14 protein-coding genes and 1 tRNA gene are annotated in these 11,624 nt (G+C 61.6%); 7 read left to right on the top strand and 8 right to left on the bottom strand.

Annotated features, from left to right (window positions below; all coding sequences use genetic code 11):
- Window positions 1-30: 30 nt before the first annotated feature.
- From VFO93_RS15835 to VFO93_RS15820, 4 genes are all read right to left on the bottom strand, one after another.
- Entirely contained in the window at window positions 31-387 is a 357-nt protein-coding gene (locus VFO93_RS15835) for a hypothetical protein (RefSeq protein WP_325135341.1), read from the bottom strand.
- Between the two features lie 65 nt (window positions 388-452).
- Window positions 453-1,535 carry a PAS domain-containing protein gene (locus VFO93_RS15830; protein ID WP_325135340.1) on the bottom strand — a complete coding sequence of 361 codons (1,083 nt, stop codon included), beginning with the start codon at window positions 1,533-1,535 and terminating at the stop codon, window positions 453-455.
- A 123-nt stretch (window positions 1,536-1,658) separates the two neighbouring features.
- Window positions 1,659-2,318 carry a response regulator transcription factor gene (locus VFO93_RS15825; RefSeq protein WP_325135339.1) on the bottom strand — a complete coding sequence of 220 codons (660 nt, stop codon included), beginning with the start codon at window positions 2,316-2,318 and terminating at the stop codon, window positions 1,659-1,661.
- Window positions 2,319-2,830: 512 nt separating this feature from the next.
- The gene (locus tag VFO93_RS15820; RefSeq protein ID WP_325135338.1) at window positions 2,831-3,043 is read right to left on the bottom strand and encodes a hypothetical protein; all 213 of its coding nucleotides are present in this window, start codon (window positions 3,041-3,043) and stop codon (window positions 2,831-2,833) included.
- 252 nt (window positions 3,044-3,295) lie between these two features.
- On the opposite strand from VFO93_RS15820, the gene VFO93_RS15815 reads away from it, so the two are divergent.
- Entirely contained in the window at window positions 3,296-3,646 is a 351-nt protein-coding gene (locus VFO93_RS15815; RefSeq protein ID WP_325135337.1) for a hypothetical protein, read from the top strand.
- A 76-nt stretch (window positions 3,647-3,722) separates the two neighbouring features.
- On the opposite strand, the gene VFO93_RS15810 is transcribed toward VFO93_RS15815, so the two are convergent.
- The 4 genes from VFO93_RS15810 to VFO93_RS15795 form a co-directional block, all read right to left on the bottom strand.
- A complete protein-coding gene (locus VFO93_RS15810; RefSeq protein WP_325135336.1) occupies window positions 3,723-3,923 on the bottom strand; it encodes a hypothetical protein in 201 nt (66 codons plus the stop codon).
- 658 nt (window positions 3,924-4,581) lie between these two features.
- Window positions 4,582-4,655 (bottom strand) — tRNA-Arg (locus VFO93_RS15805).
- 116 nt (window positions 4,656-4,771) lie between these two features.
- Window positions 4,772-5,488 carry a TVP38/TMEM64 family protein gene (locus VFO93_RS15800; RefSeq protein ID WP_325135335.1) on the bottom strand — a complete coding sequence of 239 codons (717 nt, stop codon included), beginning with the start codon at window positions 5,486-5,488 and terminating at the stop codon, window positions 4,772-4,774.
- A gap of 84 nt (window positions 5,489-5,572) precedes the next feature.
- Window positions 5,573-6,475, bottom strand: a complete 903-nt coding sequence (locus tag VFO93_RS15795) for a DUF2167 domain-containing protein (protein ID WP_325135334.1) — start codon at window positions 6,473-6,475, stop codon at window positions 5,573-5,575.
- Between the two features lie 355 nt (window positions 6,476-6,830).
- Here VFO93_RS15795 and VFO93_RS15790 point away from each other — a divergent pair, with 355 nt between their 5' ends.
- From VFO93_RS15790 to csgH, 6 genes are all read left to right on the top strand, one after another.
- Window positions 6,831-7,445 carry a CsgE family curli-type amyloid fiber assembly protein gene (locus VFO93_RS15790; RefSeq protein WP_325135333.1) on the top strand — a complete coding sequence of 205 codons (615 nt, stop codon included), beginning with the start codon at window positions 6,831-6,833 and terminating at the stop codon, window positions 7,443-7,445.
- A gap of 90 nt (window positions 7,446-7,535) precedes the next feature.
- The gene (locus tag VFO93_RS15785; protein ID WP_325135332.1) at window positions 7,536-7,955 is read left to right on the top strand and encodes a curli assembly protein CsgF; all 420 of its coding nucleotides are present in this window, start codon (window positions 7,536-7,538) and stop codon (window positions 7,953-7,955) included.
- 87 nt (window positions 7,956-8,042) lie between these two features.
- Entirely contained in the window at window positions 8,043-9,449 is a 1,407-nt protein-coding gene (locus VFO93_RS15780; protein ID WP_325135331.1) for a CsgG/HfaB family protein, read from the top strand.
- 331 nt (window positions 9,450-9,780) lie between these two features.
- A complete protein-coding gene (locus tag VFO93_RS15775) occupies window positions 9,781-10,404 on the top strand; it encodes a hypothetical protein (RefSeq protein WP_325135330.1) in 624 nt (207 codons plus the stop codon).
- 145 nt (window positions 10,405-10,549) lie between these two features.
- The gene (locus VFO93_RS15770) at window positions 10,550-11,176 is read left to right on the top strand and encodes a hypothetical protein (RefSeq protein ID WP_325135328.1); all 627 of its coding nucleotides are present in this window, start codon (window positions 10,550-10,552) and stop codon (window positions 11,174-11,176) included.
- Between the two features lie 54 nt (window positions 11,177-11,230).
- Entirely contained in the window at window positions 11,231-11,608 is a 378-nt protein-coding gene (gene csgH, locus VFO93_RS15765) for a curli-like amyloid fiber formation chaperone CsgH (RefSeq protein WP_325135327.1), read from the top strand.
- Window positions 11,609-11,624: the final 16 nt, after the last annotated feature.

Here is an 11,624-nt window from a genome sequence, read left to right as displayed (position 1 = left end):
CCAGCCACTCACCCGCTCCGCCACTCCTCACTACCTCACTACCGCTTTCTCCAGGGCTTGCAGCAGCGCCTCCATCTGGTCGGCGTAGGTGTTGACGGCCGAGAGGCCCGTGCGGGCTTCTTCTATCTGGCCGCGCTGGTACTGGTGCACGAGGGCTTGGCCGGCTTGCAGGGTAGCTTGCAGGTTCTGCTCCATGGCGCGCACCTCGGGGCGGGCGGCGTAGAGGGGCTTTACTACGGTAGCCAGCCACTGGCCCAGCGGGTTGTCGGCCAGCGAAAACAGCGCCGCGTCGGCCTCGCGCACGCCGTAGAGCACCGAGCGCAGGCGCGATTTAAAAAGAACTTGCTTAATCCTGGCTTGTTGAAAGTCCAGCGTAGAAAGAGCCATGCTTAGCAGCTGGGTGCCGGGGCGGCAGCGCCAGAATATCAAATACAGGATAGAGAAAAACGGCGCTAAGCCAAGGGTGGGGCACTAGTAGCCGCCAGGGGCCCAAAGGTGGGCAGGCGGGCCAGGGCTTCGTTCATGGACTGAATTTCGGCGTTGGCGGCCCACACTTCCGTGTTGATGGCCAGCAGCTGCTGGTTGAGCTCTTGCAGCCGCTGCTCGCTTTTTTCGAGCTTCTGGCGGCTTACTACCTGCGTGGTTACCTCGTAGGCAAATACCAGAATGCCGTCGACAGCCCCCGCCGCGTCGTAAGTTGCCTGGTAAATGAAATTGTAGTAGTTGTTGCCCAGCGCGCCAGAGTTGCCGTGGTCGAGCTGCACCAGCATTTCATTGGCGTAAAAGGTTTTGCCCGTGCGGTATACCTCGTCGAGCAGGCCGAAGATGGGCTGCCCCGCCAGTTCGGGCATTGCCTGCCCAATGGGTAGGCCCAGAATGGGCCGCTCGCCCACCAGCTGCTGGTAGAGCGGATTGACGAGCCGAAACACGTGCTGCGGCCCCTCGAAGTGGCAAATCAGGGCCGGAGCTTTCATTAGCAGGTCGTGCAGGCGATTGCGCTGGGCCTCGGCATCGGCGCGGGCGGCGCGCAGCTCTTCGGTGCGCTCGGCCACGCGGGCCTCGAGCTCGCGGTTGGCCTGCTCCACGGTTCGGCGGGCCAGCACCTGGTCGGTTACCTCATTGGCAAAGACCATGATGCCATCGATGCGGTTTTCCTCGCTGTAGCGCGCCTGATAGGTGAAGTTGAAGTAGATGTTCTCCGGCTGTCCGTTGTCGGCGCGGGCCAGCGGCACCAGCACCTCGCGGCCCTCATACTGCTCGCCCGTGGCATACACCCCGTGCAGGATGTCCGGAATGGGCGTGCCAGCCAGCTCGGGCAGCGCCGCCAGAATAGGCTTGCCCAGCAGGTGCCGCCCCGGAAATAGCCGCTGGTAGGCCGGGTTTACCAGCTCGTATACCAGCTGCGGCCCATCGAGAATGCAAATGGGCGATGGCGCCTGCTGAAAAAAGCGCTCTAGCCGGGCCTGGGCCTGGTGGCGGGCCACTTCGGCAGCGGCGGCTTGCAGCGGGGCTGCCGAGTCGGAAGAGAAAGTCATGCGGAAAGAGAAAGGGCTTGACAGCAAGGCTGTGCCGGCCTTTGCCGTTGGGCTTGGCTGGGCGCTGCCCGCTAGGGTGCTGCCCGCCAGACTCAAAGATACGGCCAGGGCCGCCGCCGCTCCCTAGCGCACGATGCCCTGGCCCACGGCCAGGCGCACGAGCGCGGCGGCGTTTTTGGTGCCGGTCTTGGTGAAAAGCTGCTGGCGCAGGGTTTCGACGGTGCGCTTGCTGGTGCCCAGCTGGTCGGCGATGTCGGCATTGGTGAGGCCCTCGGTCAGCAGGCGCATTACCTCCAGCTCGCGGGGCGAGAGGTTGTAGTGGTTGGTAGCCTCGGCATCTACCACGGCCGGCCCGGTTTCCTGGGTTCGCTGTTCTTTAGCCAGCAGCAGCAGGCTCAGCTCGCTGCACAGGTAGGAGCGGCCCGCCGCCACGCTGTGGATAGCAAGTAAAATCTCTTCGGGCTCGTCGTTTTTGAGCGAGTAGCCGTGGGCGCCGGCCTCAAAAAGCTGGCACACGTAGCGCTCGTGGCCGAGCATCGACAGCACCAGAATGAACACCTCGGGAAACTCGGCGCGCAGGCGCCGGGTAGTGGCCAGGCCATCGAGCACGGGCATGTTCACGTCGAGCAGTACCACATCGGCCGGCACGGCGGCCAGCTGGTCGAGCAGGGCCTGGCCGTGCTCGGCTTCGCCCACCACCAGTAGGTCGGGCTCATCGGCTAGCATGGCCCGCAGGCCCCCGCGCACCAAGGGATGGTCATCAACTAAAAAAACGCGCGTCATGGGTGGGAAAGCGAGGCTGGTGCGGCCCAATTATACGGGTAGCAGCAGGCAAATGGCGAGATGCGTGCCAGGCTCGCTACGCCTATCACAAGTGTGTTTTATTCTATATGGCTGACTATTAAAATTTTGTAATTATTTGGCACTAAACCCGATAGACGTAGGGCGGGCTAAGTTTTTTAACCATACTAAGCCGGCCGTTCGGGCGCCTGTGCTTGAGGAAGTAGCGCACTGGGAGGCATTGTACCTGCTGGCCGGTGTTGGCTTGCGCGGGCACTTTTACTACCGCTACGTTCTCCTTGGTTTGAAGTAGCGTGGTGCCCGGCTTTAGTTGCCTCGTGGTTGAGTTTTTTGCGGATTATCTCGCACGGCTTCCTGTTGGCTACGCCTCCACGGCTGAGCTAGCAGCGGGTGCCGCACCGGTAGGCCCGGTAGGCCAACCCTCGACAATACTCGAAACCGCCGCCATCTGCGCGAGTTTGTGTCGGTTGGCGGCAATCAGCACTCCGGCGACCCTACCTGCCGGCTGGCGCAGGGCCAGGCGGCCAGCCCGGTGCGGGCGGGGCCGCATCGACCAGGCGTATTACTTCCTCAATGGTGAGCTGGCCGCACACAAACTGCTCCAGCAGCTGCTGCTCGTAGGTGCTGGCCGCCATCGGCGTGCCTTCCGTGAGCCGCAGGGCGGCTTGTACCACTCGTCGGCGAAACATTTCCTGGGCTGGTTGCATGCCCCAAAGTTCCGCGATGAGCCCGCGCGTCTGGTAAGTGTAAATTACCAATGTGCACTGCGTAGTAACCCGGTTTCGCTGCCTGGGTAAACTACGGAGGCATTTGCCCGGCCCGCGCCCCGCCGGCCGGGCAAATGCCGCACCTTTCAAATACCAATAAATCTTATTCTAAAATAAGTAGTTGCCACCTGGATGGGCCACCCTGAGGAAGATAATTTTGTCTTGCTTTTATCTTACTTACTTCATCCCGCTATGTACGTCCACGTTCAAAAGCTGCCCCAGGGCTGCCTGCTCACCCTGCATCCCGGTGCCACCAGCTACCGCCCCCTAGCCCAAGCGCTGCGCAACATCTTGCAAGGCCCGGCGGCCAGTGTGTGGGTCGATTGCCGCCACGTGCGGACGCTGCCGGCCGGGGTGCTGCGGGTTCTGCGCCGCGTGGCGGCCTGCTTATGGCAGCGCGGCGGGCACTTGGTAGTGTGCCACCTGTCCGCCACTGCCCACGCCGGGCTGGCGGCCGATGCCCACCAGCCCCTGGCCGCCTCGCTGCTCGATGCCCGGCACTATGGCCTGGCCTGCCCCCGCCCCGAAGCGGCTGAAGGCTAAGCGGCTGGCAGCTATGTTGCGCCTCACCACTAGCTGGCCCGGCTGGTGATAGCCGCCGGCGGTACTACCCGGTTGCTTAGTGGCTAGGGCCTGTGCTAGGTGCAGCGGCTTCTAAGTAATATACAACTTCATCTATTGTCAGGCGGCCCAGGGCAAACTGGTTGAGCACTTGCCGATGCGCCGGCGCGACTTCCGTCGCAAAGCCATTCTTATAAGAAATAGCGGCATTGATAAGGGCCTGGCGGTTCTTTTCGGTAGCAGCAGAAATAGCAATCATGATAAAACGGGTGGTTTGGGTAGAGTTTGTAGGTTAAAATTAGAAAATAAAAGTCGACAGTTATACTGTTTTCGTACAATTATTTTCAAAAAATAAATTTTGGCCTCGAATGCTACCGTACCACCAAGGCTTCTATGCAAGCACGCCCGTAATTAGCCGGCGCCACACGGGGGGGGTGCTGTGCGGGTTGGATAGCTGTCGCTGTATGAGCAATAGCCTTATTAGTAGTATAGTACTGATAGGGATGCAGTAGCTGGCTAGCCGAGCCTGCACTGGCTACCTGGCCCCAGCGGCCCAAGCTTGGAAGGTGCCGAGGGCATCGCGCACTGGCAATGACAGCGGTACCCGGCCCGCCGCCACGAGCAGGTAGCCGCTGGGCATAAGCCATCGTTTGGGTAAGCGAGCTGTCGCCGCATCTATGCAGGAAGTAGCAGAGCCGGGCCGCGCAGGCTCCAGGAGGGAGCGGCTTTGCTGCGCGGCTGCTCGCCAGGGCTACCCAGCTATAGAAGCAGCGCGAAACCAAGCAGCCACCGGGCGTAGCAAACCTGGCGCACCAACTGAAACGTGAACGCCAGCAGCCCGCTGCCCCCGGGTGCTGAAGCTACCGCCTAAGTAAAAATAAAAAAGGCCCTCTACGTGCTGTAGAGGGCCTTTTTTGTGGTCGCATAGGGAGTCGAACCCCAAACCTTCTGATTCGTAGTCAGATGCTCTATCCAATTGAGCTATGCAACCGTTGTCCCGTGTTGGGAGTGCAAAGGTAGCACGATAAATTTTGGATAAGCAAGCTCCTTGCAGAAAAATATGCTTAAAAATGTGCCGCCGCTAGGCAAAGTCGTCATAGTCAGTCACTAATTTTTGGAGGTAGGGGCGTTGCGGCGCAACACTTGCTGCAAGGCCCGATTGAAAACCAGGTAAAGCCCCAGCAGCGAAGCCACCACCAGCGCCAGTAACACCAGCTTGCTGAGCGTGCCCTCGTCGGGGTTGTTGAGCAAAGCCCACACATCCGAGGCCTTGGTGCCAAGCCAGTAGAAAAAAAGGCTGCGCGGCAACATACCCAGTACCGAGGCGGCCAGAAAGCGCCCGCGCGGCACCCCCACGATGGCCAGCACAAAGGTCATGAGCGCAAAGGGCAGCACCGGCGACAAGCGCGTGAGCAGGATAAGCTGCCAGCTTTGGTTGTGCAGCTCGGCCAGCACGGCATCGGCCTTGGGAAAGCGGTGCAGAAAGCTCCGCAGCTTGTCTTGGTCGAGGCGGCGGGCCAGCTCGTAGCCCAGCGCGGCCGCCAGCGCATAAGAAGCCACCATGCCCGGCAGGCCCGCCCAGCCCAGAAAATAACCCGTAACGATAACCACGAACGTGCTATTGGTGAGCGCCACGGCCATCGTAAGACCCATCAGGGCGAAGTACAGCACCAACTGTAGCGGCGTAAGGTGGTGCAGCAGCTCTTGGTGCCTAGCTAGCACCAGCACCAGCGATGAGGAGCCCACCAGTGGCACCAGCACCAGCAGGGCCATGGTGAGGAGGGTCGAAAAATTCTTCTGAAAAAGCTCGCGCAGAAAAGCCATTGCCGCAAAGTAAAAGGCTGGCCCGCCTGGCAACTGCCAGGTGGGCCAGCCACTCCTGTACGGCCCAGGGCCGCCGAAGGCTGCCTACGCCTCTTTGGTGCCGAAGCCGAAGAAGCGCTTGATAGCTGCCCAGAGCCCCCCTAATGCGATGATACCCAGCTTCCAGAACTTGAGCAGGACGGCAAAAAAGCCCACCTTGGCCAGCACCTTGCCCGCTACCAGGCCGCCGATGGAGTAGGCGGCCACCTCGTCGATGCCCGCGCTGTAGTCGTTGTACTGCTGGCCTTTGGCAAAGCCCACGTTGGCGAGCAGGCCCGGAATGCTGGCCTTAATCTCGGGCAGCTGCTCGGGCGAGGCTACGGCGTTGAGAATCAGCACCCCCTTGCGGCCCAGCAGGCGCACGTTGTAATTGAGCGTCGAGTCGGTGCTGCCGCCAAAGCGTAACAGCTTGGCCCAGTGCAGGGCGTGCTGGTTTTTATCGTAGTAGGGGGTAGCGCCCCAGCCCAGCAGGTAGGCGGGCTCGTAGCCCGCTTTTTCGCGCTCCGAGTTGGCTTCTTCCGTGTCCTTCTGCATGTCGGCCAGCAGGTCGGCGTAGTCGATGTCATTGGCATCGTCGTCCTTCACATAGCCCATGGGGTCATACTCAATGATGTAGGCCCAGCTGTGCTCATCGAGCGGCCCCTTGTCTTTCGGAAACAGCATCCCCAGGCTGGTGCCGTCGGGGTTGTGCCAAAACTTGGTGAGCACCCGGCGGCTCTGGGCCGAGTCGAGGTAGCGGTAGCCGGCGGGCACCGTGAGCTCGCCAATGCCGCCGGGCAGCGTGAGGTGGCCGGTCTGGTACCGAAGGCTACCCTGCACCGAGTCGAGCATGGCCCGGTACAGCGCCGCCGAATCTACGGCGGCTGGTTTGGGCTTGGGTTTAGGAGCGGCCTGCGCCTGGGCAGCTACCAAAAGCACCAAAAGAAGTTGGAATAGAGCTTTTTTCATAAAATGAAAGAGGGGTGAATAAATTCGACAACGAATATACCAGTGGCCTTCTGATTTCAAAAAAGGACAAGGGAAGCCATTGCTCGCCGGGCTTACGCGCGCCCAAAAAGGGCAGCTGGTGCCGCACTCGCTGGCCTGAAGGCCACGTGGCCGGCCGGCCGGGGCGGCTACTGCCGCCTTAGCTGAGCGCTAGTAAAGCAGCTCATTAGCTAAGATAATGCGTTGTAAAATAAGTTTTTGATAATACAATAGGCAAATTTATTTAAATATTTAAGCTTAAAATATAGTATTGCTAACAATCGTTAGTATGTTTATAGCCCGATTTGTATTAGTGCTGTTAATCGCCGGTTTTTACGTGGTTGCTCGTCGCTCGCTGTTTTCGCCACTGGTTGGTGCCCTGCTGGGGGGCAGCCTGCTGGCGTGCGCCAGCCCCGTGGCCAGCTGGGCGCAGGTGGCCCCGCCGGCCCGGCACCCGGTGCCGGCGGCCCGGCCCGCCACCCGGCCCCAGGCCGTGCCCAAAGCCAGCGTAGCGCCCAAAATCATCGTAGCTCCCTCCAAAAAGCCGTTGCCCCCGGCGCAGCTCGAAGAGGCCCTGCGCCTGCTACTGCGGGCCGACTCGACCAGCCAGCACCCGCTGCGCTCCGAAGCCGAGGGCCTAGTGCTCGACCAGGCCATTTCCAAGCTTGGGCACGACTTTTACGACTTGTTTTACAGCCTGTTTGAGGCCCCCAATGGAGTGGCCGACTTCACCATCGTGGTGTCGGAGCGGCCCGCCCGCGCCAATGCCAGCCTCGTGGTGCTGACCGTGAACGACACCGAGCTGCTCGAACTGCCCCTGGCTACCCGCTTCGACCAGCTCGAAGAAACGGCCCTCTACGCCGTGGGCATTGCCCAGGACTTTCTGACCGAAGCCCAGAACGTGAGCCGCCAGCTGGAAGCGGGCCACAAGGCCCCGCTCGAAACGTTCTGACCGCCAAGCCAAAGACTGCTATTAGCTACGCCTGCTATTACTACTACTACTACTGCTACTACTACTAACTACCTTCCTAACCGACTACCTATGAAAAAGCTTGCTACGCTGCTGCTGCTTGGTGCAGCCGGCCTGTGCGCCCACTCGGCCCAGGCCCAAGACTTTGTGTATGAGCCCAAAAACCCCGCTTTCGGGGGGGGCAATACCTTCAACTACTCGTGGCTGCAAGCCTCGGCCACGGCCCAGAACACCACGGAAGAACCCGTGAAGGCCACGCCCGCCGTAGACCCATTGGCCCAGTTTTCGGCCAGCCTCAACCAGCAGGTACTCTCGCAGCTCACGAGCCGGCTGCTAAGCTCACAGTTTGGGCAGGGCGCCATCAAGCCCGGCTCGTATAACCTGGGTGGCTACCAGGTGCAGGTGTCGCAGGGCACCACCGGCGTCGTGATTCAGGTAACGGACACGGGCTCGGGCAACCAAACGACGGTGACCATTCCGAAGGGCCTGTAGCCTGCGGTTACCCTGCCCGCGCCGCCGCGCGGGGCCGCTTGGCGGCCCTGCGCGGGGCCCTCCCTGTGTTTCTATTCCGCTCTATCCATGCCTTTTTTCCGCCTTCTCCGGGCTGGCACAGCCTCGCTGTTGCTGCTCGGAGCCTGCACTCCCTACCTGCATCAGCACCTGCTGGCTACCCAGCCCGCCCGCCTCGGGGCCGAGCTGGAGGCCAACGAGCTGTGGCGCAGCCTGCCGCCTGCCAAGCGCAAAGTGGTGGTGGCGGTCTACAAGTTTCGCGACCAGACCGGCCAGTACAAGCCCCAGGCCAACGGCGCCAGCTTTTCGACGGCCGTGACGCAGGGCGCTACTACCATCCTGCTGCGCGCCCTCGAAGAGTCGCAGTGGTTTGAGCCCATCGAGCGCGAAAACCTGGGCAACTTGTTGAACGAACGTAAGATAATCCGTTCGACGCGCCAGGAGTTTACCGAGCAAACTGGCCAGAAGCAGCCCGCGCTGCCACCGCTGCTATTTGCGGGCATTATCCTCGAAGGCGGCATCATTTCTTACGACAGCAACATCCTCACGGGCGGGGCGGGGCTGCGCTACTTCGGGGCGGGGGCCTCGGGCCAGTACCGGCAAGACCGCGTGACGGTGTACCTGCGGGCCATCAGCACTAGCACGGGCAAGATTCTGAAGACCGTGTACACGTCGAAAACCATTTTGTCGCAGCAGGTCGATGCCAGCCTGTTTCGATTCGTCAACTTCAAGCGCCTGCTCGAAACCGAAACCGGCTTCACTTATAATGAGCCCAGCGAGATGGCCGTGAAAGACGCCATTGAAAAGTCGGTGCAGGCCCTTATCTACGAAGGCTTTGGCGACAAGCTCTGGAGCCCGCGCGACACCGCCGACGCGCACGGCCCCGGCATCCAAAGCTACCAGAAGGAAAAAGCCGAAAACCTGACCATCGACGTGCTGGGCCGGCAGGTGCAGCCGCGCCGCACGGGCTTTGGCCTGGGTTTGACTGTGGCCGCGCAGCAGTACCAAGGCGACTACACCGGCCCGGTGTGGCGGCCGGGGGCCGAGCTTACGTTGCGGGCGCAGGTCAGTGCCCCGGTGTCGCTGTTTCTGAACCTGGGGCGGGGGCAGCTGGCCGCCGGGCCGGGCGGCAGCTTCTTCAGCCAAACCTTTACCTATGCCGAGGCCGGCCTGCTCTACCGGCTGATGCCCCTCGACCGCTTCACGCCCTACCTGCTGCTGGGGGCCGGGGCCACCGGGCGCGAGCCGCTGCGCTGGTCGGCCCCCGCGGCGGTGCTGCCGCACGTGGTGGCCGGGGTAGGGGCCGAGTTTTTGGTGGCCCCGCGCCTGGGGCTGAGCCTGGGCGTCGACAACCACTACTACCTCAGCGACCGGCTCGACCTGGTGAGCCAGGGCCGCTACAACGACTACTACTGGGCGGGCCGGGCGGGGCTGACCTTCTACCTGGGCCAGCTGAAGGTGAAACAAAGTGAGTAACCTGAACGTGCATAGGTAACTAAGTAAATATTTTGTATGAATTTTCTAATTTATAACGGACTTTAAAAGCGGGTGAAGCGGATTAAATATGAATGTGTATAAATTTATAAATATTTTATATTGTAAATAAAATATTTAATAATACATTTGACTTGTTCTTCCGGAGAGAGCAAGTTTTTCATTCACCAAACTACCCACCCAAACTTCCCCTACTATTATGTGCAACAAGTCCTTCCTTTTGGTGGCTGCGGCCATGCTCACCGCTGGCGCCGCCTCCGCACAAACTTCGCCTAACACTCGCCCCACCGGACAAGGTCGTAGCACCCCCGCTGTGCGCTCGCTGTACAGCAACGGCCAGATTAGCGCAACTGCCCGCACGGCAGCGCAGGACAACGAGTCCTTCGTGTCGCAAGTGGGTGGTGGCAACTTTGGTACGGTAGTTCAGACGGGCGACCAGCAAACGGCTGACCTCGTGCAAGTAAGCAACCAAGGTACGGTGCTCGGCAACGACGCCTACCAGACGCAGTCGAACGGTGCCGGCACCAACACGACCGCAGGCGTCACGGGCCGCAACGATGCCTACGCGGCCCAGTATGGCCAGGCCAACTATGTTGACCAGGTGCAGGCCGGCTCGCTCAACGTGGCCATGACGCTGCAAGGCCGCAACGGCGCTCAGCAAACCGAAAACTACGCGGTGCAGGAGCAGACTGGCAGCCAGAACTACGGCTACGTAACGCAGGAAAGCAGCTACAACTTTGCGCACCAGCGCCAGACGAGCAGCATCAATACGCTCAATGGGGGTGGCCAGCCCGCCAGCAACAACGACAACGGTAACTACGCCATCACGATGCAGGGCGGTGGTGCCTCGGTAGGCACCAACGGCTCGAACGGCCAGTGGAGCCAGACCATTCAGAATGGGCAAAACAACCGGGCCATCGTAAGCCAGGACCACTAAGCCTACTCGCCGCGACGGCCGCTTATGCACGAGCGGCTGCCTGATGCACCTACTTTGCCGGGCCTCCTGCTTGCCGATGCGAGCCGGGGAGGCCCGGCATAAGTGTTGTGGCTACTTACTCATTTTATCTTTCTTCCGCCTGGCTATGAAGCTATTACTTATAGGAGCGGGCTGCCTGGCCGGCCTGCTGCCACTGGCCGCCGCCCGGGCCCAGACCTCGGCCAATGCGGTGCCCGTGGCCCAAACCGCCTCGGGTACCGAACTCTACGTGCGCGACCTGCCCGAAAACCTGCGCCCCGACCGGCCGCTGCCCGTGGGCGTCGACAACCGCGTGCTGCTGCTGCAAAACGGCAACGGCAACCTGGCCGACATTATGCAGGCCGGCGATACCAACCAGGCCGAGGTAGTGGTGCAGGGCAATGCCAACGCTACCCTGCTGACCCAGCAGGGCAACGCCAACGCGGCTACCCTGCGCCTGAGCGGCAACAACAATGCGGTGAGCGCCACCCAGCGCGGCAACGGCAACCGCTACGACCTCGACCTGAGCGGCTCGAACCTGCCCGTGAACGTGGTGCAGGACGGCAACGGCAACCGCGTGCAAAGCGCCCTGGCCGGAGGCATCGACCGCCGCTACAGCGTGCAGCAAGTGGGCAACAACAACGAGCTGACCCAGCGCGAGGGCGCGGGCACGGTATTGCCCCAGGGCTACAGCGTGGAAATGCGCGGCACCGGCATCCGCATGACCATCGAGCAGGGCCGGGCGGTGCCGTAGGGCAGGGGGCTTCGATAATTGTAAGATATTGTTTATTAGGATACTAGTAAAAGCATGATGTACGCCCTGCTATTGCTGGCGGCACTGTGGGGGGCACTGGGCCGGCCCCAGGCCGCGCCGCCCTGCCAGGCCCGGCTGCGCCTCAGCCAGGAGGCCCAGCTGCTGACATTAACCGGCCAGTGCCAGAGCCTGCTCGATGAGCCGGCCCGCTACCGCTACCAGCTGCTGGTGCGGCGGCGCGGGGCCGGCGGGCAGTCGCAAAACACCCAGAGCGGCGAGTTTGCCCTGCCCGCGCGGCAGGCAGCCACCCTCTCGACGGTGCGCCTGCAAGTAGCCCCCACCGACAGCTACCAGGCCCGGCTCACCATTTTCGACGCCGAGGGCCGCACCGTGGCCCAAGACTCGGTGAGCCAGGCCGGTAGCCTCCGCTAGCGGCGGCTTTTATAGT

Origin of the sequence: Hymenobacter sp. (assembly GCF_035709525.1) — a bacterium.
GTDB lineage: Bacteria > Bacteroidota > Bacteroidia > Cytophagales > Hymenobacteraceae > Hymenobacter.
The sequence above is the reverse complement of the archived record's forward strand: the minus strand, read 5'-3'. Positions and strand labels throughout refer to the sequence as shown.